Here is a 25,204-nt window from a genome sequence, read left to right as displayed (position 1 = left end):
ATTCGAACGTTTCGAAAGTCAGTTCGGTTCGTTCGATCGAGGAGGTCTCCGTGAGTGCTGAGTTGCTCGAGTCGCAGACCTATCTGCCAGAAGAGCGCGAGCAGTTGGCGACGGTCGCCAGCTTCCTGGAGGCACACCACAGCAAGACGGGTGAGCTCCCACAGCGGCGCTATTTTCTGGCTGGTGCCGACGAGCACGACCAGATCGAGGTTCCGGAAGCGCTGCACCGGGTGCTCGTTCAGGCGGTCGCCGCACTGACGGCCGGCCGGGCCATCACCATCTCGCCAACCGTGTCGAAGCTGACGACGCAGCAGGCCGCCGACCTTCTCGGGGTGAGTCGTCCGACCGTCGTCCGCTTGATCGACGCCGGCGAACTGGCGTGCGAGCGGATCGGAAACCGTCGGAAGGTGTTGCTGAGGGACCTGCTCGAGTACCGGGAGACCCGTCGGCAACGCCAGTACGACCTGATCGCCGACACCTCTGACGAGCTGAGCGACGACGAGGATCCCACCGTCGTGGCCGAGCGCCTGAAGCGCATCCGGAAGGAGCGGGCCGAGAAGAAGCGGCGAGCGGCCGATCTCTGAAAGTATCGGAGCGTGTTCGCCGCGTTACTCGATACCTGCGTCCTGTTCCCCAGTCGCCAGCGAGACTTCCTGCTCAGTCTGGCTGTCCAGAACCTTTACCGACCGCTGTGGAGCAGTGAGATTCTCGACGAGTTGGTCGAGTGCGAGGTGGAGAAGCACCTGACCAGGCACGGGTTGTCGGAACCGGAGGCGCTCGCGCGCGCTGCCTGGCTCGTCGAACAGATGCGCGCCGGGTTCGACGACGCCGAGGTGCAGAACTGGCGGCCGTACGCCGGAACGTTCGGGCTCCCGGATCCCGATGACGAACACGTTGTCGCAGCGGCGGTCGCAGGTCACGCCGGCGCCGTCGTGACCGCCAATCTGAAGGATTTCCCGGCGGACAAGATGCCCGGCGGTATCGAGGTTCTCGGGCCGGGCGAGTTCGCCGCGAACACTGTGGCCGTCTCGCCGGAGGGCGCGCTGAGGGCGGTCGTCGCGCTGACAGAGCGGCGCCGGAAACCGCCGGTGTCCGTGGATGAGTTCCTTGCAGTCCTCCGCAGCAAGTACTCGATGCACGAGGCGGTCGACCTGATCGACGAGGTTCGGTAGACGCGGGTCCGCACGTGCCGTGGGGCGGGCGGCGCGTGCGGACCTGGGGTGGGTGTTGGGGGAGTACTCCGGCTCGGAACCGTCCCCTGCCGGGCGGTTCCGAGCCGGAGGGTCAGGGGGTCAGCGCTGGGTGAAGCCGTTGGCCCAGAGTTGGTTGACGCGGGAGCGTTCGGTGGCGTCCGGGTTGGGGTTGGTGCAGGAGGGGCCGGGGCCGCCGCCGGACATCAGTTCGCTGCAGGGGCCGGAGTAGTGGTCGGGGAGGCCGAGCACGTGGCCGGTTTCGTGGGCGGTGATGCGGAGCGGGTCGTACTGCTGGGCCTGGGCGTAGTCCAGGAAGATGTAGCCGCTGCCGTGGCCGTCGGTCGAGGCGTACGAGCCGCGCGGGTCGTTGCCCTCGGTGTAGTAGAAGTCGTAGTTGCTGCCCTCGACGAGGGTGACGTTGCTGACCGAGGAGTTCCAGATCTGCGTGCTGGACGAGATCAGCGACGCGAACGTCGGGGCGTCCACGGCGTACGTCACGGTGACGGCGGCGAGCTTGTTGCCGGCCTTGGCCTGCTTGGCCCGGGCGGACTTCATCACGGCCTCGTAGAACGCCTTGGTGGCGGCGGCGTCCTGCGGCGAACCGGTGTACGCGGCGATCGAGGACGGCGTGCTGGTGGCCGGCGCGGGAGCCGACTGCGCGGGGGCGGCGAAGGCGGGAACGGCCAGGGCCGCGGCGGCCAGGCCGGCCAGCGAACTCAGGATACGGCGATGCGACATGGGAGGGCCTCACTCCGGATCTGTGGCGGAAAGCGACCAGCGGATCACTGATCGCTACAGACCGGGATGTTGCCAAGCCGTTTCGCAATCCGCACCAGATCGGGAAAAAGTCGGGGGTTAACCCTCGTTCACCGTTCGGCGTTCTATGACTGTCATAACCGCGCGCCTATGCCGGGGACGGTTATCGGACGTGGCAGCAGGCAACGACCGGATGCCGGGCGCCGGCAGCAGGGCCTGCGGCAACGCCGGTACGCCGAGTGCAGTCCGTACGTCGTCCGGAGGGCTCGGCGCGCTACTCGCCCGGGATGCCGACGTTGAGGATCCGGGCGCCGGGGCCGCGCTCGGCGAGGCGGTCGGACTTGTTGTACAGGTTGCAGCGCTGCAGGCTGAGGCAGCCGCAGCCGATGCAGCCGTCGAGGTCGTCGCGCAGGCGCTCCAGTTCGTCGATCCGCTCGTCCAGACGGCTGCGCCAGGACTTGGACAGTCGGCTCCAGTCCGCACGGGTCGGGGTGCGGTCGTCGGGCAGTGAGTCCAGCGCCTGCTTGATCTCCGACAGCGCGAGCCCGACCCGCTGCGCCGCCTGGACGAACGCGATCCGCCGCAGCGTGCTGCGCTGGTACTGCCGCTGGTTGCCCGAGGTGCGCCGCGAGCTGATCAGCCCCTGGTCCTCGTAGAACCGCAACGCCGAGGCGGCCACTCCCGAGCGCCCCGCGATCTCCCCGATCGAGAGCCAGTGGTCCTTGCTGGGCACGTTCTCCTGCGACATGTCTTCACCCTAGGAGACCCGCACAAGACCTGAAGCCCCCTTGAGCCTTCTTCCTCGGAGCGACGGTGCGCCGGCTGGTGCGGATCGGTCCGTGGGTTGTCGTCGCAGCTACCCAGCAACCGCCGTGTTGGAGCAGCCGAGCCGACTGTGGGAGGGCGTGGACGTGCACCACTCACCAACGTGCCCCGACCAGCCCCAACCGGGTGCCGCTGAGCGGCGGCCGGTCGAGCCGGGGAAGGTTGGTGAGTGGTGGGTGTCCGCCCAACCGATCAGGTGGGAGGGGCGGGGCGACGTGCACCACCCACCAACCCCGCTTGAGCGGGGCCCCGAGCATGTCGCTGAGCGTGGGATCGGCGCTGGGGTGGAGTTGGTGGGTGTTGAACGTCGCCGGGTCGGCGGACGGGAGCGCGGGCAGCCTGGGCGAGCTGGCCGGAGGGGGTGGTTGCTATCCGTGGTCAGGTCCGGGCCCGGGACGGGGTATACTTCTTGGCGTCGGTGCGCGCGTCGCGTCACCAGAGCATTTCCCAGGCGCTCCGACCCGTCGGTTTCAGCAACCCGCTGAAGATGATCCGGCGACATGGGTGCAACGCGATAGCACCCGCAGGTCGATGCCTAGTCTCCTGCCTTGTACCAAATTTCCGGCCACGGAACGTGGCCGGCGTTTGCGTGTGGGCTGTGATCCGGCATCGGGCCGTGACGTTGAGAGAGAGATTGCGTGTCCCAGCACCACCAGGACCAGTTTGTCCCGAACGACGGCGCCGACGCCGGTGATCGGGTGAAGAAGCCGCGCCACAAGAAGTTCCAGACCCAGTCGTACGGCGAGCGGATGGCCGCGGGCGAGGTCGCCCAGAACACCGCGTCCCGCGAAGCTCGTGGCGAGGTTCGCGACGACACCAAGCTCGAGCGCCGTGGCGGCCCGAGCCAGTACTCCGACCGTGGTTCGCGCGACGGCGGCAACGACCGCAAGTACGGCGAGCGCGGCACCCGCGGTGGCGGCAGCTACCGCGACAACCGGACCAGCGGCACCGACAACCGCACCGGGAGCAGCAACTACCGCGGCGGTTCCGACAACCGGACCGGCGGCAGCAGCAACTACCGGGGCAGCACGGACAACCGCACCGGTGGCAGCAGCAACTACCGCGGCAACGACCGTCGCGACGACCGTCCGGTGAAGGGCTACCGCGCGGAGCGTCCGGCGAGCTCGGACCGCGGCGACCGTCCCCAGTACCAGCAGCGCACCGACCGGCCGCAGTTCGACCGGAACGACCGCGGCGGCGACCGCCCGCAGTACCAGCAGCGGACCGATCGCCCGCAGTTCGACCGCAACGATCGCAACGACCGTGGTGGCGACCGCCCGCAGTACCAGCGCAGCGACGCCCCGCGTCGCGAGTTCGACCGCGGCGAGCGTCCGTCGTACCAGCGCACCGAGCGCCCGCAGTACGACCGGACCGAGCGTCCGTCGTACCAGCGGACCGAGCGCCCGGCCGTCGAGAAGACCGAGCGCGTCGAGCAGCCGGTCGACCTCGGCACGGTTGCGGAGGGCAATGAGTTCGCCGCCCTCGGCCTCGCGCCGCGACTGGTCCAGCGCCTCGCCCGGGAGGGCATCGACAAGCCGTTCCCGATCCAGGCCGCGACCATCCCGGACGCGCTGGCCGGCAAGGACGTGCTCGGTCGCGGGCAGACCGGTTCCGGCAAGACCCTCGGCTTCGGGCTCCCGACGCTGATGCGCCTGGCCGGTGGCCACACCGAGTCGCGCCGTCCGCGCGGCATGATCCTGGTGCCGACCCGTGAGCTCGCGATGCAGGTGCACGACGCGCTCGAGCCGCTCGCTCACGTGATGGGTGTCTCGGTCAAGCTGATTGCCGGTGGCCTGCCCTACCCGAAGCAGATCGACGCGCTGCGTCGTGGTGTCGACCTGCTGATCGCCACCCCCGGCCGGCTGATCGACCTGTGCGAGCAGGGCGCGGCCGACCTCGGCGCGGTCGAGATCGCGGTCCTCGACGAGGCCGACCACATGTGCGACATGGGCTTCATGCCGGCGGTCACCACGCTGCTCGACATGACGCCGAAGGAAGGCCAGCGGCTGCTGTTCTCGGCGACGCTGGACAACGACGTCGACACGATCGTGAAGACCTACCTGAAGGACCCGGTCACGCACTCGACCGAGTCCGGCCAGGCCACGGTCTCCACGATGGAGCACCACCTGCTCGTCATCGAGCCGGGTCACAAGCAGTCGCTGACGGCCGAGCTGGCCAGCCGCGACGGCCGCACCATCGTGTTCGTCCGCACCAAGCTGGGCGCCGACCGCGTCGCCACCCAGCTGCGCGACCGTGGCGTGATGGCCGCGGCGCTGCACGGCGGCCTGACCCAGGGCGCGCGCAACCGCACCCTGGAGCAGTTCAAGGACGGTTCGGTGCCGGTGCTGGTGGCAACGGATGTCGCTGCCCGCGGCATCCACGTCGACGACGTCGGCCTGGTCGTCCAGGCGGACCCGCCGGCCGAGCACAAGGACTACCTGCACCGCGCGGGCCGTACGGCGCGCGCCGGTGGCAAGGGTGCCGTCGTCACCCTGCTCCTGCCGCACCAGCGTCGGGGCATGATCCGGATGGCCGAGTCGGCCGGTGTCGCCACCGAGCCGGTGCGCGCCCGTCCGGGTGACGAGCTGGTGACCGAGCTGACCGGCGGCACCCGCCCGTCGGGCTACCCGGTCAAGCTGCCCGAGCCGAAGCCGAAGCGGTTCGGCAACAAGGGCGGCGGCGGCAAGCGGTACGGCAGCAACCGTCCGAGCGGCCGGAGCTTCGAAGGCCGTGGCGGCGACCGCGGTCGCCGTCCGGAGCGCAGCGGCGGCAAGTCGTTCCAGCGCTGAGCTGACGTAGAGGCCCGGTTTCCCCTGCACCCGCAGGGGGAACCGGGCTTTTCACTTGTCCAGCAGAGCCCACAGCCGCGCGAGGACGAGCTCGATCTCGGCGTCGTCCAGCGGCAGCAGCTCGAGCATCAGCTCGCCGGCGTCCGCTCGATCGGTCATCACGTAGATCGGCGGCGACCCGGCCTCCAGCTCGCGGGCCAGCCCGGGCGCGTCGGCGACCTTGAGCAGCGCGCGCGACAGCGGCAGCGACGTCGGATCGGGCACCACCTCGGCGACCACGCCCGGGATCTCACCGGCCGCCGCGACGAAACCAGCGACCTTCGTCGCCTGATCCGCGGCCCACTTGGCCCGGTCCATCGCCTGCCACTCCTCCAGAGCAGCCAGTACGCCGACCACGGCCTCCTTCGACGGCTTCATCCCGCGGCCGATCCCGTTGCCCTGAGCCCGTACGGCCTGAACCAACCGCCGCGACCCGGCAACCAGTCCGGCAGTCGGCGACCCCAGGTACTTCTGGCCGCTGATCAGTACAAGGTCCGCACCGGTCGCCAGCAGGTCCGCCGTTCGCGGGAACTGCGCGGCGCCGTCGATGATCGCCGGTACGCCGCGACGATGCGCGGCGCGGACCGCCGCGGTCAGGTCGAGCGGCTCGCCGGAGGTCAGGCGGGACGAGACGAGCATCATGCAGGTGACGTCGGGACCGTCGAGCTCCTCGTCCAGATCGTCAAGCCCACAACGCTTCTCGTCGCCCGCCAGCGTCACCTGCGCGCCGGCCAGCCGGATCGCCTGCAGGTTGGACTGGCCGTAGTCGATCACGTGGTTGGCCGGCAGGACGACGCGGTTGTGCATCTCGCGGGTGTCCGGCAGCGCGGCGATCCGGCGCGGGTCGGCGCCGGCCATGCAGGCCGCGACGGAGAGCGTGATCGCCGCCGAGGTGCAGTGCACGACGGTCCCGGCCTGGGCGCCGGTCGCGTGCGCGATGGCGTCGCTGGCCCGGTCACCGAGCTCGTCCATCACGAAGAACTCGGGCAGGGCCTCCGCCACCGCGCCGGCCACCGCGGCCGAGCTCCGCGACACCCCCAGCGGCGTGAACGTCCCGCGCGCGTTGACCACCACACTCAGCCGGTGCCGCTCATGGATGCTCATGATTTGATCACATTAGTGGTCACGCACCGTCAATGGCGAGACCCAATCGGTACTCGGTGTTGCCGAGGGTGAGAAGTAGCTGAGACGAAAGTGAAAAGCTGGTACTTCACTTGGCTGGGCGGGGTCGAGGTAGGCCGCGGCGATCGCGGGAGCCGGTCTCCAGGGTGACGAGCGGGCATTGCCCGGCCTTGATCGGCGTGGTTGCTCAGGGCAACGAGCGTCAGGAAGCCAACTGCAGCAGGTGATCCACGAACGTCTCCAGCACCTGTACGGCGGCGTCCGTGTCGCGGTCGACGAGCCAGCCCAGCGTGACGCCGTCGGTGATCGCCAGCGCCATCCTGGCCAGCTGGCCGGGTGGGACCGACCAGGACACGCCGCAAGCGGCGGAGATCTCGTCGAGGATCTGCTCGATGCCGGCGAGTTGCGACTCGCGCTGCTCGCGGGCGAGCGGTTCGGTGTCGGCGTTGCGGAGCGCCCAGCTGGTCAGTTCGTAGGTGAGCAGCTGGGCCTCGGGGGTCTCCTCGACGAGCTTCCAGAACCCGACGAAGGCGTTGCGGACGCTGGACGGCAGGTCGGCGCCGGGGACGATCGCGGCCCGCGCGGCCTGGACCTGGGCGTCGGCGATCACCCGGATCACCTCGTGCAGCAGCTCCTCCTTGGAGCGGAAGCAGTAGTGCACGACACCGACCGAGATCCCGAGCTCCTTGGCGATCCGCCGGGTGGTGGTCGCCGCGAGCCCTTCGCGGGTGGCGACCTGGATCGCCGCCTGGACCAGCTCGGTACGGCGTACGTCGGCGGGCACGCGCGGCATCGGACTCCTCTCGACCAGGAACTCTCACACGCAGCACTGTCACAGTACGGGGATCAGGTCAAGCGTCCAAGACTCTTGACCTGATGCTACTAGTGAGTCATCGTCAGTTTTCAGACATTCCCCTGCCGTCATCGCTCGCCCCCGAGTCTTTGAGGGAGGACCCGTGCCGTCCCGCCCAGCACACCGCTTCACCCTGCGCGCCGTCATCGCCGTACTCAGTGTTTCCGCTCTCACCATCGCCGGACTACCCACCCAGGCCGAGGCCGAAGTCCAAGCAGCAGTGCCCACCGACTACTGCGTCGGGCAGTGTTCCGACATCGTGCCGCCTGGGCAGAACGGGAACGCCACCTTCACGGATCTCCTGCTGTTCAAGGGATTCGGGGTCCGGCCGCCGCACTTCAGCGACACCGTGAAGCCGTACGAGAAGCTGGTGTGGAACTCGCCAGGGATCACCGACGACCAGCTCGCGCCGTACTTCGACGACGCCTCGTTCGGGGTCAAGGCCGGGGACGTCGCCAGCACCGTCAAGCCCCGCGCGGACGTGACGATCGTGCGCGACAAGTCCCGTGGCATCCCGCACATCACCGGCACCACGCGCTCGGGCACGATGTTCGGTGCCGGGTACGCCGGTGCGCAGGACCGGCTGTTCGTGATGGACGTGTTCCGCCACCTCGGCCGCGGGCAGCTCACGCCGTTCGCCGGTGGCGCCCAGGGCAACCGTCAGTTCGAGCAGGAGTTCTGGAGCACCGCGCCGTACAACGAGGCCGATCTGCAGAAGCAGTACGACGACGCCGACGAGCGCTACGGCGCGGACGGCGTGAAGATGCAGCAGGACATCCAGGCCTGGGTCGACGGCGTGAACAAGTACATCGACACCGTCGGCATCGCCTACCCGGGCGAGTACGTCGCCCTCGGCCTCACCTGGCCGACGCCGCGCTGGAAGGTCACCGACGTTGTCGCGACCGCCGCGGTCGTGGCCGGCATCTTCGGCACCGGAGGTGGCGGCGAGATGGCCTCCGCCCTCGCCCTGCTCGAAGCGCAGGCCAAGTACGGCGTTGCCGAGGGCACCAAGGTCTGGGAGTCGTTCCGCTCCCAGAACGACCCCGAGGCGAACACCACGGTGCACAACGGCGCGACCTTCCCGTACGGCACCACCGGTCCCAACCCGGCCGGCCGCGCGATGCCGGACCGCGGCTCGGTCACCCCGGAGCCGCTCGTCGTCGACCAAACGGGATCGGCGACCGCCAAGAAGGCTCAGCCCAAGAGCAGTGACGCCTTCAAGCCGCCGAACGAGGCGCAAAGCAAGGAGTCCCTCAAGGGCATCTTCAACGGCGGTGTCTTCCCCGAAGGCTTCGGCCCGAAGGGAATGTCCAACGCGCTGATGGTCTCCGGAGCCCACACCGAGACCGGCAACCCGATCGCGGTCTACGGCCCGCAGACGTCGTACTTCGCCCCGCAGCTCCTGCTCCGCCAGGAGCTCCAGGGCCCCGGCGTCAGCTCGCGCGGCGTCGCCTTCGCCGGGCTCAACTTCTACACGCTGATCGGCCGCGGCGCCGACTACTCCTGGAGCGCCACGAGTGCCGGCCAGGACATCACCGACACGTACGCCGTACCGCTGTGCGAGCCCGACGGCAGTACGCCGACCAAGGCCTCGACCCACTACCTGTTCCGCACCACCTGTACGCCGATCGAGAAGCTCGAGCGCCACAACGCCTGGTACTCCAGCCTCGGCTCGTCGGAACCGGCCGGTTCGTACACGCTGGTCGCGCAACGCACCAAGTACGGCATCGTCACCCACCGCGGCACGGTCGCGGGCAAGCCGGTGCTGTTCACCAAGAACCGTTCGACGTACGGCAACGAGGCCGGCTCCGCCCTCGGCTTCATGCTCTTCAATGATCCTGACCGGATCCACGACGCGCAGGACTTCCAGACCGCCGCGACGAACATCGGCTACACGTTCAACTGGTTCTACGCCGACAAGACCGACATCGCGTACTTCAACTCCGGCGACAACCCCGTCCGCCCGGCCGGCGCCGACCCGAACCTGCCGACCTGGAGCAGCTACGAGTGGCAGGGGTGGAACCCGGACACCAACCGGGCGTCGTACACCCCGCCGAGCCAGCACCCGCAGGTGGTCAACCAGGATTACCTGACCAGCTGGAACAACAAGCAGGCGCCGGGCTTCTCGGCCGCCGACGGGAACTTCGGCTACAACTCCGTCTACCGCAGCCAGCCGCTCGACGACCGGATCAAGGCGGTCATCAACGGCGGGCAGAAGTTCACCCGCGGCAAGCTCGTCGAGGCGATGGAGGACGCGGCCACCGTCGACCTGCGTGCCGACCAGGTCCTGCCGTACCTGCTGCGTGTCCTGAAGAGCGCACCGGTCTCCGACCCGGCCGTCGCCGACGCGATCGCCAAGCTGACCGCCTGGCAGGCCGCCGGCAGCCATCGCAAGACGCCGAGCGAAGCGTCGAAGACCTACGACCACGCGGAAGCGATCCGGATCCTCGACGCCTGGTGGCCGCTGCTCGTCCCGGCCCAGTTCCGCACCAAGCTCGGGCCTGAGCTGTACGACGCGCTGGTGCACACCCAGAAGATCGACGAGCGGCCGAGTGCCCAGGGATCGGCGTTCCAGAACGGCTGGTGGGGATTCGTCCAGCGCGACCTGCGCAAGGTGCTCGGCGACCCGGTCGCGACCCCGCAGCCGGTCACGTACTGCGGGGGTGGCTCGCTCAGCGAGTGCCGGACGGTGCTGGCCGACTCGCTCAAGGCCGCGACGCAGGTGCCGGCGGCAACGACGTACCCGGTGACCGCGGACTGCGCGGCGGGGGACCAGTTCTGCGCCGACCAGATCGTGCACCAGCCGATGGGCGGCATCACGCAGGACCGGATGGCGTGGGTCAACCGGCCGACGTACCAGCAGGTGGTCGAGTTCCCGGCGCGGCGCGGGGACGATGTGAGCAACCAAGCGCTGGGTAGGACGGCGACCGCGAGCAGCTCCGAGACCGGGCTGTTCAACTCGCCGCCGTCGAAGGCCGTGGACGGCGATCCCGGGACGCGGTGGGCGAGCAACTGGTCCGATCCGCAGTGGCTCAAGATCGACCTCGGCAGCGAGCAGCCGGTACGCCGGGTGGTGCTGCACTGGGAGTCGGCGTACGCGAAGGCGTACCGGGTCGAGGTGTCGCGGGACAACGTGAACTGGACGCAGGTCTTTGCCACCAGCAACGGTGACGGCGGGGTCGACGTGGCCCGGTTCGCGGCGGCCTCGGCGCGGTACGTGCGGGTGACCGGGACGCAGCGGGCGACGTCGTACGGGTACTCGTTGTACGAGGCGCAGGTCTACCGGCAATGAGTCGACCGTGCCTGGGAGGATGAGGGCATGAACCAGAACTTCCCTCCTCCGAACCCGAACCAGCCGCCCTACCCGCCGCAGCAGGGCTACCCGCAGGGACCTCCTCCGGGCTACCAGCCCCCGCCGCCCGGGTACCCGCAGGGGCCGCCGCCGGGGTACCAGCAGGGCCCGCCGCCTGGTTACGGCCAGGCGCCGGGCCAGTACCAGCCGACGCAGCAGTCGAACGTGCCGCACGTGGCGCCGGCCGGTTCGCCGTACCCGGTGCTGGTGTCGACGATGAACGACCTGCCCGGCTACACCGCGGAGAAGGTGTTCGGCGAGGTCTTCGGACTGACCGTACGGAGCCGCGACTTCGGGTCGAACTTCACCGCCAGCTTCCGGTCGCTCGGTGGCGGCGAGGTGCCGGAGTACACCCAGATGCTGGCCGAGTCGCGGCACGTCGCCGTGATGCGGATGTGCCAGATGGCCCAGCAGATGGGCGCCAACGCGATCCTCGCGATGCGGTTCGACTGCAACGAGATCGCGCAGACCATGAGCGAGGTGGCCGCGTACGGCACGGCGGTGATCGTCCGCAAGGCCGAGCCGCCGCGGCCGCAGGACGCCTCGCCCCAGCCCGACGACGAGGACGATGCGCATGACAGCTGACCTGCCGGACTTCGGTCCGGACTTCCGGTGGGGTGTCTCCACCTCGGCGTACCAGATCGAGGGCGCCGCGACCGAGGGTGGTCGCGGCCCGTCGGCCTGGGACACGTTCTGCGCCGAGCCGGGGCGGGTGCTGAACGGCGAGACCGGGGCCGTTGCCTGCGACCACTACCACCGGTACGGCGAGGACGTCGCGCTGATGCGGGACCTGGGGGTCGACACCTACCGGTTCTCGTTCTCCTGGCCGCGGATCCAGCCCGACGGTCGTGGCGCGGTGAATGCCGAGGGCATCGGGTTCTACGACTGGCTGGTCGACGAGCTACTTGCCGCGGGCATCCAGCCGGCGCCGACGCTGTTCCACTGGGACACGCCACAGCCGCTCGAGGACGCCGGCGGCTGGGTGCAGCGCGACATCACCGAGCGGTTCGCGGACTACGCGGCCTTGCTGGCGGCGCGGTTCGCGGACCGGGTGCCGCTGTGGATCACGATCAACGAACCCGTCGTACTGACGATGATGGGGTACGCCGTGGGCGCGCACGCGCCGGGCCTCCAGCTCGGGTTCGAGGCCTTGCCGGTTGCGCATCACCAACTGCTCGCGCACGGGCGCGCCGTCCAGGCGCTGCGGGCGGGCGGGGCCCGGACGATCGGGATCGCGAGCAATCACGCGCCGGTGTGGCCGGCGAGCGACGCCCCCGAGGACGTCGAGGCGGCCGGGCTCTACGACACGTTGGTCAACTGGCTCTTCGCCGACCCGATCCTGCTCGGCCGGTATCCGGAGGGCTTCGCCGAGGCGATGCCCGGACCGGTCGCCGAGGACCTGCAGATCATCTCGACGCCGCTCGACTTCTTCGGGCTCAACCACTACGCGCCGACGCTGGTGGGTGCGCCGACCGGCGCCGCGGACGTCGGCGCGACCGACGGGATCCCGCTGCCACCCGGCCTGCCCTTCGAGCCGCGCAAGCTGACCGGCTACCCAGAGACCGACTTCGGCTGGCCCGTCGTCCCCGAGGCGTTCGGCGAGATCCTGCAGATCTTCCGCCAACGCTACGGCGACCGCCTGCCGCCGATCTACATCACCGAGAACGGCTGCTCGTACGACGGCGTCGACGACCAGGACCGGATCGCCTACCTCGACGGCTACGTCCGCGCGCTGAAGATCGCGATCGACGACGGCCTCGACGTGCGCGGCTACTTCCAGTGGTCCCTGCTCGACAACTTCGAGTGGGCGGCCGGGTACTCGCAACGCTTCGGCCTCGTCCACGTCGACTTCGAGACCCTGGAGCGCACACCCAAGGCGTCGTACGCCTGGTACCGCGACCTCATCGCCAAGAGCCGGGGATGAGTACTGCCCTGGCCGAACCTGTCGTACCGGTTCGGCGTGGGTGGACCACCGCCGTTGTCCTCGCCAACGTCGGTGTCTTCGCTGCGTGGCTCGGCCCCATCCAGGTTCTGCTGGCCAAGCAGTCCGAAGCCGTTGCGCCGGGCAACAAAGAGTTCGTGCTCGGGGTGGTCACCGGTGTCGGCGCCGCGGTGTCGGTGGTGGCCAATCCCGTCTTCGGCGCGATCTCCGACCGGACCAGCTCGCGGTTCGGACGCCGTACGCCGTGGGTGTTCGCCGGCGGCGTCGGGGGAGCGGTCGGCCTGCTGGTGCTCAGCGGATCCAGCGCCGTGCTCTGGATGCTCGTCGGCTGGTGCCTGGTGCAACTGTTCGGCAACGCGTTGCTGGCGGCAATCACCGCCGCGGTACCGGACCTCGTGCCGAAGACGCAGCGCGGCGTCGTCGGCGGCTGGGTCGCGCTCGCCCAGACGCTCGGCGCGCTGGTCGGGGTCGGACTCGCCACCGTCGTCGGAGGGGTCGGCGGTGGCTACCTCGCCTGCGCGGCGTTCCTGCTCATCTCGGTCGTGCCGTACCTGCTCCGCAGCAACGACCGCCCGATGGTCGAGCGGACGCCGCTGGTCTGGCCCGAGTTCTGGAAGGGCTTCTGGATCAGCCCGCGCCGCTACCCCGACTTCGGCTGGGCCTGGCTGACCCGCTTCCTGCTGAACCTGGGCAACGGCCTCGGCACGCTCTACCTGTTCTTCTACCTCCAGGACGCCGTGGAGTACGCCGACCCGGACGTCGGCGTCCTCGTCCTGACCGCGATCTACAGCCTCTGCGTGATCCTCACCGCGGTCAGTTCCGGCGCCTGGTCGGACCGCGTCGGACGCCGCAAGGTCTTCGTCACCGGCTCCGGCATCGTGATGGCGGTGGCGGCCGCCGTCCTGGCCGTCTGGCCGACTTGGCCGGGCGCGATCACCGGCGCCATCATCCTCGGGACCGGGTTCGGCGTGTACCTGTCGGTCGACTTCGCGCTGCTCACCGAGGTCCTGCCGAGCGCCCGTGACCGTGCCAAGGACCTCGGCGTGATCAACATCGCGAACTCGCTGCCACAGGTCCTCGCCCCCGCGCTCGCCGCCCCGATCGTCAAGTACGCCGGCGGCTACCCGGTCCTGTACGGCCTGGCCGCCGCGGTGACCCTGCTCGGCGCCGTACTGGTTCGCCAGATCAAAGCCGTCGCTTAGTCTGCTGCCCATGCCGCTCTACTCCTTCGAAGGCAAGTCCCCGCAGGTGCACCCCGACGCCTGGATCGCCCCAACCGCGACGCTGGTCGGCGACGTGGTCGTCGAGAAGGACGTCTCGGTCTGGTACGGCGTGGTGATCCGCGCCGACCTCGGCCGGATCATCGTCCGTGAGGGCGCCAACATCCAGGACAACTCGGTGCTGCACGTCGGCGGCGGCAACGTCTGCGAGGTCGGCCGCAACGTGACGATCGGTCACCAGTGCCTGGTGCACGACTGCACGATCGGCGAGTCCGCCCTGATCGGCAACGGCGCGATCGTCCTAGACGGCGCCGTGGTCGGCGCCCGCACCCTGATCGCCGCCGGCGCCACCGTCACCCCCGGCAGTCAGATCCCCGGCGAGTCGGTCGCCCTGGGCAGTCCCGCCAAGAAGATCATCCCGCTCGAAGGCACCGCCAAGCTCTTCGTCGACCACAACGCCGCCGTCTACCACGACCTGGCCCGCCGCCACGCGGAGTCGGTGGAGCTGATCGAGGAGTAGCCCCGCACGAGCCCGAACTGCCGGGCGCTCCGCTTCATCCCACTCGCTGCCGGAGCCGCGCCCAGCCCCCGACGTGCCAACTCGCCTCCGGTCCCCGATCGACCCGGCGCGAGGCCGACACCCACCACTGATCAAGCGGGCTCCCAGGACAGCCCCCAGGCGGGGATGAGCCGTCCGAGGCCGAGATCGGGGAGGTTGGTCAGTGGTGGGCGTCGACCCACAGCTCGGTGAAGCCAGCCGCCCGACCCGACCCGCCCAGCTCGCCCGGCCCGCCCAGTTCGCCCGATCCGCCCAGCTCACCTCCGGTGCCGGGCTGGCGCCATTTCGCGGCTTAACCCTTCAGATGGTGGGTTCTACTGGTGCATGCCGACGTAGAACCCATCACTTGAAGGGTTAACCCGCGAAATGGGAAGTGGGTGGCTGGGTGTGTACGGCGGGGCGGGGGCGTGTACGGCGGGGCGGGTGGCTGGTGTGTGCGTACGGCGGGAGCAGCGGGGTACCGGGGCGGCTGACCGTCGTACCGGAGGAGGAGTGGACTGATGAGCAAGAAGATCGCGTTCCTGGTCGCCGCCGAGGGGATCGAACGGGTCGAGCTGTCCGAGCCGTGGAAGGCCGTGCAGGAGGCCGGTCACCAGCCGGTGCTGCTCAGCCCGGAGACCGGTGAGGTGCAGACCTTCAACCACCTGACGCCGGCCGAGAAGCAGCCGGTGGACCAGGCGGTTGGCGACGTCTCGGTGGACGACTTCGACGCGCTGGTGCTGCCGGGCGGGGTCGCGAACCCGGACGCGCTGCGGACCGACGAGAAAGCCGTCGCGTTCGCCAAGCAGTTCGTCGACTCGGGCAAGCCGGTGGCGGCGATCTGTCACGCACCGTGGACGCTGATCGAGGCCGATGTCGTTCGTGGGCGCCGGCTCACGTCGTGGCCGAGCCTGCAGACCGACCTGCGCAACGCGGGCGCCGAGTGGGTCGACGAGGAGGTCGTCACCGACGGCAACCTGATCACGAGCCGCAAGCCGGACGACCTCCCGGCGTTCAACAAGACGTTGCTGGAGGCAATCAGCTGACCTGCTGGTAGGCCTCGCTGATCAACGCGACGGCGTTTCGCGTCGACGGGTGCGGGTCCTGCCGAGGCCAGATCACGCGGACGGGCACGGGCGGGGCGTCCTTCAACGGAAGGAAGACCACGCCCGCCCGTCCGTACTGCGTTGCCGTGCTCTCCGGCGTCACCCCGACGTAGTCCCCGGCCGAGATCAGCGCGAGCCAGTCGTCGACGTCGGCCGTGTGCTCGATCCGCGGCGGAGTACCTGTCGGCCAGAGCTCGACGCTCGTCGTACCGGTACGCCGGTCGACCAGCACCGTCCGGCTCCGTACCTCGTCCAACCGCACCGACCGCCGCTGCGCCCACGGGTCGTCAGCCGCCAGCACCAGCTGCCGCCGCTCGACGCCCACCAGCGTGCTCGCGTATGCCTTCTCGTCCACCGCGGTCCGTACGACGGCCAGGTCGCAGGCGCCTTCTGCCAGTCCGCCGGTCGGCGTGTTCGTCCGCACGAGCACCAGCTCGACGTCCGGGTACAGCTGGGCCCACCGCCGCTGGAAGCCCGTCGTGTGCCGCCCGAGCGCCGACCAGGCATGCCCGAGCCGCAGTCGAGCGTGCCCGGACCTGGCCTCCCGCACCAGATCGTCCAGTTCGTCCAGCAGGTGCCGGGCCCGAGTCACCAGCTGAGCCCCGGTCGCCGTCAAGGTGATGCTCCGGCTGCTCCGGTACAACACCCGTACGCCGAGCGCCCGCTCCAACCCCGCCAGCCCCCGGGAGACCGCAGCCTGCGAAACTCCGAGCGCGATGGCGGCGTCGGTGAAACTGCCGCTGTCCACGATCGCTACCAGGATCCGCAGGTGCCGCAGCTCCACATCCATACGCCCAGCGTATAGATGCCCCAGGAGATGCATTTTGCGCATCGGACAGAGAGGCGCATCCTGCGAAAATGACCGCCGCCACGGACAACCCACCTGCTGCTGCTCGCATGCCAGCAGGACAGCTCCGCGGCATCCTCCTCATGCTCACCAGCGGTGTCTCCAACCAGGTCGGCGCCGCGACCGCCGCCCTCGGCTTCCCCGCCCTCGGCCCCGCCGGCGTCGTCGCCATCCGCCAAGCAGTCGCCGCCGCCGTCATGCTCGCGGTAGTCCGCCCACCGTTCCGCACGTTCACTCGGCGTCAGTGGCTCCCCATCCTCGCCCTGGCCGCCATCTACGCGACGATGAACCTCACCCTCTACACCGCGGTCGACCGCATCGGTCTAGGCCTCGCCGTCACCCTCGAGTTCCTAGGCCCGCTGGCGGTCGCACTGGCGACCTCCCGCCGCAGGGTGGACCTGGTCTGTGCCCTGATCGCCGGCGCCGCCGTCTTCGTCCTGATGCGCCCGCAGCCCAGCACCGACTACCTCGGCATCCTCTTCGGCCTCATCGCCGCCTGCTGCTGGGCGGCGTACATCCTCCTCAACCGCACCCTCGCCAACCGCCTCCCCTCAGCCCAGGGTGCAGCCGCCGCAGCAGCAGTCTCCGCCGTCGCCTACCTCCCGGTCGGGTGCTGGATCCTCATCCACCACACACCGGCGCCCAAGTACCTCGCGTACGCCGCAGCCGCCGGCCTGCTCGCCTCAGCCGTCCCGTACCTGCTGGACATGCTGACCCTCCGCCTCGTCCCCACCACGTTCTTCGGCCTCTTCATGAGCATCAACCCACTCCTGGCAGCCCTCGCCGGCTGGCTCCTCCTCGACCAACGCCTCGGCCTCCTCGAATGGGCCGCCATCACCGCGGTCATCACCGCCAACGCCACCAGCGCCCTCACCCCGAGACGCCCTCAGCCAACCACCGCGTAGCTCGAGATGTTGACCCCCGACGGCGTCGTCCGCGAAGCCTCCAGCTGAAGCCGAAGAGGCGACGGCAGTTCCCCGAACATCTTCTTCCCCGACCCCAGCACCAGCGGGAACGTCAACAGGTGCAGCTCGTCCACCAGCCCGTGAGCCAGCAACGTCCGCAGCAGGTCAGCGCTCCCGAAGACGACGAGCTCCTCCGGAATCTCCCGTACGGCGCTCACCAGGTCGGTGCCGAGCACAACGGTGTTGTTCCACGCCCCGGTCGTCAACGTCCGCGACGCGACGTACTTCGGAATCCGGTTCATCGCCGCGACCGCCGGCTCACTCTCGTCAGCGGAAGCCCAGGTCGCCGCGAAGGTCTCGTACGTCTTCCGCCCCAGCAGCAACCCACCCGCCGCCAGCGTCGCACCCCGCATGAACTCAGCCACCGCGTCGTCCATCCCCGCCGACACCCACCCGCCGTACGCGAACCCACCCTCGGTGTCCTCGTCCGCCGACAGCACCGACTGCACCACCCCGTCGAGCGACTGAAAGTTCACCACACTGATCACGACGCCACCTTCGTTCGGGAAAGGCCGACCCAGCAGGCGACCACACCGCCCAACCCTCCGGCAAGCATGAGCCAAGCCACCAGGAGCACGGAGCCTGGGCGTGAGTGGTCCTCGGCATCGACGACCGCCATCACCTCGGTGGGTGCGGACGGCTGGTAGAGCAGTTCGAGCGGCGGCGCGTACCTGGTCCCGGGCGGAGGAGGCGCGTCACCCTCGTCCGCGCCCTGCGGGTCGCCCAGCTCACCGGTCAGCTCGGAGCGAATCTCCTGGCCGTCAGCCGTCCGGTACACCACGCGGACAGCGTCCACGAAGTCCCCGCCCTTGCCACGGTCGACCTCGAGCTCAACCTCGGCAGCAGCAGCCCGTACGCCGTGGGCCAGGAAGTCATGGCCCAGCCCCCGCTGGTACCGGACGTCCAGCTGCACGACCACGCCGAAGACAGCGACCATCACGGCCGCCACCATCAGCAGACCCAACGCTCGGCGCATCCCCCATGCTCACACGCGAACAGCGCACCAACCAGTACGTCGTACCGGTCGGTGCGCTGTTCGACGAGCTCAGCGGGCGGGCTTCTCCAGGGCCGCGATCAGCTGCGGGCGGAGCTCCTCCGGCGTGACGACCTGGTCGACGGACCCCACCCGGACCGCGCGACGGATGTCGTGGATGCGGTCGAACTCCGACGCGACCTCGCCCAGTTTCTCGGCGCGGACCGCGGTGCGGACCTCGGCCAGTTCGTTGGTCAGTGCGGCGCGCTCGGCGCCCTCGGTCTCGGCGAGGCGGGTCGACAGCGCCTTCACCCGCGGGTCGGCCGAGGTGCGGTTGTTCACCTCGGCGGAGAACACCACCGCGGCCGCCGGCGCACCGCCGAGCACCGACGCGAACGAGCCCTCGACCGCGAGCACGGTCATCGACGGGTTCAGCGCCTTCGAGAACACCACGAACGCGCCACCGTGGTACCGGGAGACCACGCAGAAAACGATCGGCCCGCGGAAGTTCACGATCGCGCGCCCGATCTCCGCGCCGTACTCCAGCTGCAGGTTGCGCATCGAGTCCGGCGACCCGTCGAAGCCGGACAGGTTCGCCAGCACGACCAGCGGACGGTTGCCGCTGGCACCGTTGATCGCCCGGGCGACCTTCTTCGACGACCGCGGGAACAGCGTGCCCGCGGTGTACGTGTCCGGCCCGTCGGTGGGCGGGAATCCCCGCCGTGCAACGGGTTTCGACTCGATCCCGACCAGGCACACCGGCAGCCCGCCGAGCCGCGTGTCTGCGACGACCGCGGTCTCGGCGTCGGCCATGCCGGCCCAGCGTTCCAGCATCGGGTGGTCCTGGTCGGCGACCGCGCGCATCAGCGTGCGGATGTCGAACGCCTTCTTGCGGTCCGGGTTCGTCGTGGCGGAGAAGATCTCCCCGACCGTGCTGAACCCGCCGTCGGCCGGGTCGTGCGGGTACGCCGTGATGTCGCGGTCGTGCGGGTCCGCCGTCGGCGCCCGCCGCGGCCCGGGCTCACCCGGTACGACGTACGTGTGGTCGTAGTGCGCCATCAGGATGTCGCGCGCCCCGGCCAGGTCCGGCGCCCAGTACTGCGCCTCGCCGTTCGGGCCCATCACCCGGTCGTAGCCGCCGATGCCGAAGTTGTCCTCGGCCGAGACCCCGCCGGCGAAGTCCAGCGTCTGCTTGCCGGTCAGCACCATCGCCGAGTCCGGCGTCATCACCAGGATGCCCTTGGTGTGCATCAGCATCGTCGCTTCGGCGTTCCAGTACGGCTGCGCGCCGACGTTGATGCCCGCGACCACGATGTTGATCTCGCCACCGGCCTGGGTGAACTCTACGATCCGCTTCAGCGCCTTCGCGACCCAGTCCATGTTCTCGGTGCCGGAGTCCATCGAGATCCGGGCGCCCGCGGACACGGCGAACCACTCGACCGGCGCCTTCAGCCGCTCGGCCAGGTCGAGCGCACCGATGATCCGCGCGCACTCGGCCTCGGCGACCGCGCCGAGCGCCATCGTCGGGTCGCCGCTGAGTACGACGCGGGTGATGCCCTCGGGGTGGCGACGGGTCGGGGTGGTGATCACACCGGCGATCAGGCCGGCCTTGTTCAGCCCGCGCGGCCGGTCGACCGGCACCAGCGCACCGGTGTCGTCCAGGTCGTGCTCGACATAGGTGCCTCCGGCACCGACCACCAGACCGGCCACCTCGTACGGGTAGACGGTGTTGCGGCGACGCGCCTTGAGCACCTTCTGCGCGTAGTCGTCGAGCGGCTTGAGCCGTTCCGTCGGCGGGCGGACCACCTTGGTGACGACGCCGGAACCGGGCTGGTACGAGAACTTCCCGACCACCGGCAGCGGCGTACCGTTCGAGCCGGTCACGCGGCCGCTGACGATGACCTCCTCGATGCCCGCGCCCGCGGTCATCGGCGCGATGTTGCGCTGCAGCGCGGTCAGCTCCGGGACCTGCCCGTCGACGACCGGCCAGATCGTCACCCAGACGTGGTTCATCTCCAGCCGCGCCCCGGCCGCGCCGCGCGCGGTCCGGGCCCGGCGAATGCCTTCGAGGCAGTTCGCGATCGCGCGCTCGACGTGCGGCAGCGAGGTGACCTTGCCCTCCTCGTCGCGGACCACGGCGAACTGGCGGACCTGCGCCAGCGCGACCAGCCGCTCATCGGCGGGGTTGTCCTTCGCCACGCAGTGGTAGAGCAGCACGTCCTCGGGTGCGTCCAGCCGGGTGATCTTGAAGTCGTGCAGGCGCCACAGGTTGAGCCGGCGGCCGACCATCGGGTGCACGCCGCGGACGTTGTCGTCCTCGACTACACCGTCGGCCGACGGGCGGAACGTGAAGTACCAGACCTCGCGACCGTTGCCCGGGACAACAGCCAGGGCGACCCGCCGTACGTCGTTGACGAACGGCAGTGCGGCGACGATGTCGCGCAGCCGGTCCGACGCGTCCTGCGGCGACTCCGGCGTACCGGGCCAGGACAGGTACAGATCCGCGACGGCCTGATGACCGGCCGGCGCGGCCGCGACCTCAGCGGCCAGGTCACGGACCAGGTCGCTGCCGGTGTCGGCCAGTTCGTCGACCGTGCCGATCGTGGTGACCAGGTGGGTCGGGCGGTCGTCCAGCGTGTAGTCGGCGCTCGCGAACGCGCGCCCGTTGACCGTGGTGTTGCGCAGGTCGTGCAGCTCGTACTCGAGGTAGTGCCGACGGATCAGCACCTCCAGCATCGGCTCGACCGGGTGCACCCCGGCCTCGATCCGCTCGGCCAGGAAGCCGACGATCTGCTCGGGGATCGCGGCCAGCGCCTTGACCCGCTCGGTGCGGTCCGGCACGTCCGGGTCGCTGGTCAGCGAGTCCAGCTCGGCGGCGACCTCGGTCAGCACCTCGGCGCGAGCGGCGTCCACCTGCGGCTGGTCGAACCAGCGGAACCGGACACTCCGCGCCAGGTCACCGATCACCGGGAACCGCAGCTGGGTCGCGACCACGAGGTGATCCAGTACGGCGTACGCCTCGGCGTCCAAAGGGGCCTCAGGCATCGGTTCGGCCAGCCACTGCTGCAGCAGCGACGTCATCAGCAGCACGTCGGGTGACGTGCGCTGCTGGGCCAGGAAGATCCGGAACACCGCGTCGGTCAGCTCGTCGCTACGGTCCAGGTCGGTGACGCCGTAGTGGCCGAGCACGCGCGCCAGCCGCTCGCGGAACTGGTCCGGCAGCCCGGCGCGCTCGGCGTCCAAGGTCTGCAGGTACGTGTGGAAGTGCTCCTTCGGGCTGTGCACCCGGAGCTCGGTGTTCAGGTCCTCACCGGCCGGCCGGTTGCGGCTCAGCTCCGCGAAGTCCGCGAACAGCCGGAGCACGCCGAGCTCGTCCGCGACCGGCGGCTGGTCCAGCTCCGCGCGGGCGGACAGGTACTCCGACAGGGTCCGACCCTCGTCGCGCGGGTCGATGTCGAACCCGAGCAGCATGCTGCGCAGGTTGTCGAGCCCGCGCGCGGCCCGCTCGGCGGCGGTCGGCGGCGTCTCGGGGATCGGCAGCTCCAGATCGACGCTGTCCGACACCTCGACCTTGACGTCCGCGTCGCCGACCGGCTCCAGCCGCAGCAGCGGCGCTCCGGTCTCGACCTGGCTGCCGGTCGAGACCGGCAGCTCCTTCACGATCGCCTTGAACGGCGCGTACAGCACCGTTTCCATCTTCATGCTCTCCAGGACGAGGACCGGCGCACCGGCCTCGACCTCGGCGCCCGCGGCGACCGGCGTCGCGACGACCAGCGCCGGAGCGGGCGCGCGCATCACGCCGCCCTCGTCGCGGCTGACCCGGTGCGTGACACCGTCGACCTCGACCAGGTGGACGGGACCGTGCGTCGCGGTGACGAGCCGGTACCGGCGGCCGGAGACGACCAGCCGGGCGTCGTACGCGTCGAGCCGGTCGAGCTCGGCGTCCAGGTAGCAGAGGTCGTCACCGGTGCCGACGCCCACGCGGTAGCGGGCGGAGCCGATCTTCGCGACCGAGACCCGGTACGTCGCACCGCGCAGCTTGAGCGCGATCGCACGGCCGACCTCGTGCTGGACCTGGGGACGGCCGCCGCGGGCGGAGTCGAGCAGGCGCTGGCGCTCGACCCGCTCGGCTTCCTCGTACGCCTCGATCGCGGCCGCGATCAGCGCGATCCCGGAGTGCCGCCGCAGGACCAGCCGGCCCTCGCCGCGGACCCGGTCGATCCAGCCGGTGTCGGCGGAGCCGTCGATCACCTCGGGCTGGTCGAGCAGGTCGAGCACGAAGCTCTTGTTCGTCGTACCGCCTTCCAGCACGACGGTGGTGTCGGCGACCGCGCGGCGCAGGCGGCCGAGCGCCTCCTCGCGGGTCCGGCCGTAGCCGATGATCTTGGCGATCATCGAGTCGAAATCGGCCGGGATCGAGTCGCCCTCGCTGACGCCGGTGTCGACCCGTACGCCGGGGCCGGACGGCAGCCGCAGCCGCGCGATCCGCCCGGGGGACGGCGCGAAGTCGCGGTCCGGGTCCTCGGCGTTCAGCCGCGCCTCGACGGCGTGGCCGACCTCGACCGGCCGTGGGCCCTCCAGCTTGTTGCCTGCCGCAACGTGCAGCTGGGCGCGAACCAGGTCGAAGTCGGTGGTCAGCTCGGTGATCGGGTGCTCGACCTGGAGGCGGGTGTTCACCTCGAGGAACGCGAACAGCTTGTCGCCGGGGTGGTACAGGAACTCGACCGTGCCGGCGCCGGCGTACCCGACGGCCAGCGCCAGTCGCTCGGCCGACGCCTTCAGGTCGGCAACCTGGTCCGGGGCCAGGACCGGCGAGGCCGACTCCTCGATGACCTTCTGGTTGCGGCGCTGGACCGAGCAGTCGCGGACGCCGAGCGCCCACGCCGTACCCTGCCCGTCCGCGATCACCTGGACCTCGACGTGCCGGGCGCCGGTGACGAGCCGCTCCAGGAACACCACGCCGCTGCCGAACGCGCGCGCGGCTTCGTCACTGGTCCGCTGGTACGCCTCGCGTAAGTCCTCGTCGTCGCGGACCAGCCGGATCCCGCGGCCACCGCCACCGGCCGTTGCCTTGAGCATCACCGGGTAGCCGATCTCGTTGGCCGAGGCAAGCGCCTCGTCCAGCGTCGCGACCGCGCCCCGGCTCCACGGCGCGACCGGGACGCCGACCTCCTCGGCGATCAGCTTCGAGCCGATCTTGTCGCCCAGCTTGCGCATCGCCTCCGCGCTCGGGCCGACGAACGTCACGCCGATCCGCGCGCACAGCTCGGCGAAGGCCGGGTCCTCGGCGACGAAGCCCCAGCCGACCCAGGCCGCGTCGGCCTTGGTCTCGAGCAGGGCGCGCTCGAGTTTGGCCAGGTCCAGGTACGGGCGGTCGGCGGCCGGGCCGAGCGGGTAGGCCAGGTCGGCCTCACGGGCGAACGTGGCGGCGCGCTCGGCATCCGTGTACAACGCGACCGTCTCGACCTGGCTCCCCGTTTCGGCGTTGAGCTCACGGACCGCATTGATCAGCCGCATCGCGGCCTCTCCCCGGTTGACGATGGCGATGCGGTTGAACACCGGGCGGCACTCCTGTCGTCGGCAAAGCTGTCACCGCAAACATTCCCAGGCAGTTGCCCCTACCGTCGAGTCGGGGTCAGCTGTGCACTGGTTGTGACCGAAAGGAAAGGTCCCAGCGCCTGCAGGAAATCCGCCGGGTCGAAGAGGGCTCCGGCGGTCACCGCGCCTACTGTCCGTGTCCGCCCGGACAGGATCCGCTCGACCGCTTCGACGGCCAGTGGAGCAGATACGGCATAGATGTCTCGGCCGGTTGCGGATGCCTTGCGTACGACGCCGTCGGCGGAGACGGCGACGTCGACGACGAACGACTGGTCGGAGCGGCCGTCGGGGTCGCTCGGGGTCGGGGCGGGGGTACTGACGTCGGCGAGGTCCTGGGCCGCCTCGACGGCCATCGACGTACCGACCTCGGGGATCGCCAGGTGATGCGGCACGGTCACCACGTCGGCCATCGTGAAGCCCTTGACGACCGTCCGGCGACCGAGCGGCGCCGGGAAGTCCCAGTCCTCCTGCGTGGCGGGCTCGTCGTGGTACTCCAGGACGCCGTTGGTGAAGCGGACCCGGCGGCCGTCGCGCCGGTCGTGGCTCACCGCGCCGGCCGTGCGCGTTCCCGGGGTGGGGTGCCAACTGCTCAGCCCGTAAGCGATGTGGGCCTCGTCGGCCGCGGTCCAGTCGCCCATCGCGTGGGTGACGAGCAGGTCGCCGAGGCCGCCGAAGAAGGCCATCGCCGGCAGGACGATCGTGCCGGCCTCGCGGGCGCGGTCGGCGTACTCGGTGAGGGTGCCGACGTTCGCCTCGATCTCGGCCGCGACGTCGACGTACGGGATCTTCGCGCGCAGCGCCGCGTCGATGACCGGGCCCGCGGTGAGCGCGAACGGTCCGGCGGTGTTGATCACCGCGTCGGCGCCGTCCAGAGCTCGGTCGAGGGCTTCTGGATCGTCCACTGCGGCGGGGCGGACGGTCAGGTCTTCGTACTCCTTGCTCAGTTTCCCGGCGCCGCGCCCCGCCACGACGGGGGTGATTCCGCGTCGGCGCAGCTCGGCGACGACGAACTGTCCGGTGTGCCCGGTTGCTCCGTAGACCACGATCTTCATGGCTCAACTCTCGTGGCGTGGGATCACCGACCGT

19 protein-coding genes are annotated in these 25,204 nt (G+C 70.2%); 10 read left to right on the top strand and 9 right to left on the bottom strand.

What is annotated here, in order from left to right:
* Window positions 1-50: 50 nt before the first annotated feature.
* Window positions 51-584 (top strand): helix-turn-helix domain-containing protein, encoded by a 534-nt coding sequence (locus ABD235_RS18425; protein WP_344175522.1) that lies wholly within the window; start codon window positions 51-53, stop codon window positions 582-584.
* A 12-nt stretch (window positions 585-596) separates the two neighbouring features.
* Window positions 597-1,172, top strand: a complete 576-nt coding sequence (locus ABD235_RS18420; protein WP_344175520.1) for a PIN domain-containing protein — start codon at window positions 597-599, stop codon at window positions 1,170-1,172.
* 120 nt (window positions 1,173-1,292) lie between these two features.
* Here the strand turns inward: ABD235_RS18420 and snpA are convergent, their stop codons facing one another.
* Together snpA and soxR are read right to left on the bottom strand one after the other, a co-directional pair.
* Complete coding sequence (gene snpA / locus ABD235_RS18415; RefSeq protein ID WP_344175518.1) at window positions 1,293-1,931, bottom strand: snapalysin; 639 nt, start codon at window positions 1,929-1,931, stop codon at window positions 1,293-1,295.
* 292 nt (window positions 1,932-2,223) lie between these two features.
* The gene (soxR, locus tag ABD235_RS18410) at window positions 2,224-2,697 is read right to left on the bottom strand and encodes a redox-sensitive transcriptional activator SoxR (protein WP_344175516.1); all 474 of its coding nucleotides are present in this window, start codon (window positions 2,695-2,697) and stop codon (window positions 2,224-2,226) included.
* A gap of 715 nt (window positions 2,698-3,412) precedes the next feature.
* Between soxR and ABD235_RS18405 the strand changes: the two genes are divergently transcribed.
* A complete protein-coding gene (locus tag ABD235_RS18405) occupies window positions 3,413-5,563 on the top strand; it encodes a DEAD/DEAH box helicase (protein WP_344175514.1) in 2,151 nt (716 codons plus the stop codon).
* A gap of 51 nt (window positions 5,564-5,614) precedes the next feature.
* On the opposite strand, the gene ABD235_RS18400 is transcribed toward ABD235_RS18405, so the two are convergent.
* Complete coding sequence (locus tag ABD235_RS18400) at window positions 5,615-6,706, bottom strand: aminotransferase class V-fold PLP-dependent enzyme (RefSeq protein ID WP_344175512.1); 1,092 nt, start codon at window positions 6,704-6,706, stop codon at window positions 5,615-5,617.
* A 220-nt stretch (window positions 6,707-6,926) separates the two neighbouring features.
* Window positions 6,927-7,517 (bottom strand): TetR/AcrR family transcriptional regulator, encoded by a 591-nt coding sequence (locus tag ABD235_RS18395; protein ID WP_344175510.1) that lies wholly within the window; start codon window positions 7,515-7,517, stop codon window positions 6,927-6,929.
* A gap of 163 nt (window positions 7,518-7,680) precedes the next feature.
* Here ABD235_RS18395 and ABD235_RS18390 point away from each other — a divergent pair, with 163 nt between their 5' ends.
* The 6 genes from ABD235_RS18390 (at window position 7,681) to ABD235_RS18365 (ending at window position 15,675) form a co-directional block, all read left to right on the top strand.
* Entirely contained in the window at window positions 7,681-10,869 is a 3,189-nt protein-coding gene (locus ABD235_RS18390) for a penicillin acylase family protein (RefSeq protein WP_344175508.1), read from the top strand.
* Window positions 10,870-10,896: 27 nt separating this feature from the next.
* Window positions 10,897-11,514: a YbjQ family protein gene (locus ABD235_RS18385; protein ID WP_344175506.1), complete on the top strand. Its 618-nt coding sequence runs from the start codon at window positions 10,897-10,899 to the stop codon at window positions 11,512-11,514.
* Entirely contained in the window at window positions 11,504-12,853 is a 1,350-nt protein-coding gene (locus tag ABD235_RS18380; protein ID WP_344175504.1) for a GH1 family beta-glucosidase, read from the top strand. The genes ABD235_RS18385 and ABD235_RS18380 overlap by 11 nt, the downstream gene beginning before the upstream one ends.
* On the top strand, window positions 12,850-14,073 hold the full coding sequence (locus ABD235_RS18375) for an MFS transporter (protein WP_344175502.1): 1,224 nt from the start codon (window positions 12,850-12,852) through the stop codon (window positions 14,071-14,073). The genes ABD235_RS18380 and ABD235_RS18375 overlap by 4 nt, the downstream gene beginning before the upstream one ends.
* A 10-nt stretch (window positions 14,074-14,083) precedes the next feature.
* Window positions 14,084-14,611, top strand: coding sequence for a gamma carbonic anhydrase family protein (locus tag ABD235_RS18370; RefSeq protein ID WP_344175499.1), 528 nt, complete (start codon window positions 14,084-14,086; stop codon window positions 14,609-14,611).
* Between the two features lie 539 nt (window positions 14,612-15,150).
* On the top strand, window positions 15,151-15,675 hold the full coding sequence (locus tag ABD235_RS18365) for a type 1 glutamine amidotransferase domain-containing protein (protein WP_344175497.1): 525 nt from the start codon (window positions 15,151-15,153) through the stop codon (window positions 15,673-15,675).
* On the opposite strand, the gene ABD235_RS18360 is transcribed toward ABD235_RS18365, so the two are convergent.
* A complete protein-coding gene (locus tag ABD235_RS18360; RefSeq protein ID WP_344175495.1) occupies window positions 15,668-16,525 on the bottom strand; it encodes a LysR family transcriptional regulator in 858 nt (285 codons plus the stop codon). The genes ABD235_RS18365 and ABD235_RS18360 overlap by 8 nt on opposite strands.
* 68 nt (window positions 16,526-16,593) lie before the next feature.
* On the opposite strand from ABD235_RS18360, the gene ABD235_RS18355 reads away from it, so the two are divergent.
* Window positions 16,594-17,487: an EamA family transporter gene (locus tag ABD235_RS18355; protein WP_344175493.1), complete on the top strand. Its 894-nt coding sequence runs from the start codon at window positions 16,594-16,596 to the stop codon at window positions 17,485-17,487.
* On the opposite strand, the gene ABD235_RS18350 is transcribed toward ABD235_RS18355, so the two are convergent.
* The 4 genes from ABD235_RS18350 to ABD235_RS18335 form a co-directional block, all read right to left on the bottom strand.
* On the bottom strand, window positions 17,469-18,035 hold the full coding sequence (locus ABD235_RS18350) for a dihydrofolate reductase family protein (protein WP_344175491.1): 567 nt from the start codon (window positions 18,033-18,035) through the stop codon (window positions 17,469-17,471). The two genes, ABD235_RS18355 and ABD235_RS18350, sit on opposite strands and share 19 nt — an antisense overlap.
* The gene (locus ABD235_RS18345; RefSeq protein ID WP_344175489.1) at window positions 18,032-18,523 is read right to left on the bottom strand and encodes a DUF3592 domain-containing protein; all 492 of its coding nucleotides are present in this window, start codon (window positions 18,521-18,523) and stop codon (window positions 18,032-18,034) included. Before ABD235_RS18345 ends, ABD235_RS18350 begins: the two co-directional genes overlap by 4 nt.
* 69 nt (window positions 18,524-18,592) lie before the next feature.
* A complete protein-coding gene (locus tag ABD235_RS18340; protein ID WP_344175486.1) occupies window positions 18,593-24,079 on the bottom strand; it encodes an ATP-binding protein in 5,487 nt (1,828 codons plus the stop codon).
* A 59-nt stretch (window positions 24,080-24,138) separates the two neighbouring features.
* Window positions 24,139-25,170, bottom strand: coding sequence for a saccharopine dehydrogenase family protein (locus ABD235_RS18335; protein ID WP_344175484.1), 1,032 nt, complete (start codon window positions 25,168-25,170; stop codon window positions 24,139-24,141).
* Window positions 25,171-25,204 lie beyond the last annotated feature (34 nt).

It is taken from the genome of Kribbella lupini, from assembly GCF_039529595.1.
GTDB classification, from domain to species: Bacteria; Actinomycetota; Actinomycetes; order Propionibacteriales; family Kribbellaceae; genus Kribbella; species Kribbella lupini.
Note: the sequence above shows the minus strand (reverse complement) of the source record. Positions and strands in the feature narration are given on the sequence as shown.

Excerpts from the sequence above, each read along its gene's own strand:
- soxR (WP_344175516.1), bottom strand. The coding sequence starts at position 2,697 with ATGTCGCAGGAGAACGTGCCCAGCAAGGACCACTGGCTCTCGATCGGG.
- ABD235_RS18370 (WP_344175499.1), top strand. The coding sequence starts at position 14,084 with ATGCCGCTCTACTCCTTCGAAGGCAAGTCCCCGCAGGTGCACCCCGAC.
- ABD235_RS18335 (WP_344175484.1), bottom strand. The coding sequence starts at position 25,170 with ATGAAGATCGTGGTCTACGGAGCAACCGGGCACACCGGACAGTTCGTC.
- ABD235_RS18395 (WP_344175510.1), bottom strand. The coding sequence starts at position 7,517 with ATGCCGCGCGTGCCCGCCGACGTACGCCGTACCGAGCTGGTCCAGGCG.
- ABD235_RS18385 (WP_344175506.1), top strand. The coding sequence starts at position 10,897 with ATGAACCAGAACTTCCCTCCTCCGAACCCGAACCAGCCGCCCTACCCG.
- ABD235_RS18360 (WP_344175495.1), bottom strand. The coding sequence starts at position 16,525 with ATGGATGTGGAGCTGCGGCACCTGCGGATCCTGGTAGCGATCGTGGAC.
- ABD235_RS18365 (WP_344175497.1), top strand. The coding sequence starts at position 15,151 with ATGAGCAAGAAGATCGCGTTCCTGGTCGCCGCCGAGGGGATCGAACGG.
- ABD235_RS18345 (WP_344175489.1), bottom strand. The coding sequence starts at position 18,523 with ATGCGCCGAGCGTTGGGTCTGCTGATGGTGGCGGCCGTGATGGTCGCT.
- ABD235_RS18375 (WP_344175502.1), top strand. The coding sequence starts at position 12,850 with ATGAGTACTGCCCTGGCCGAACCTGTCGTACCGGTTCGGCGTGGGTGG.
- ABD235_RS18400 (WP_344175512.1), bottom strand. The coding sequence starts at position 6,706 with ATGAGCATCCATGAGCGGCACCGGCTGAGTGTGGTGGTCAACGCGCGC.
- snpA (WP_344175518.1), bottom strand. The coding sequence starts at position 1,931 with ATGTCGCATCGCCGTATCCTGAGTTCGCTGGCCGGCCTGGCCGCCGCG.
- ABD235_RS18380 (WP_344175504.1), top strand. The coding sequence starts at position 11,504 with ATGACAGCTGACCTGCCGGACTTCGGTCCGGACTTCCGGTGGGGTGTC.
- ABD235_RS18355 (WP_344175493.1), top strand. The coding sequence starts at position 16,594 with ATGACCGCCGCCACGGACAACCCACCTGCTGCTGCTCGCATGCCAGCA.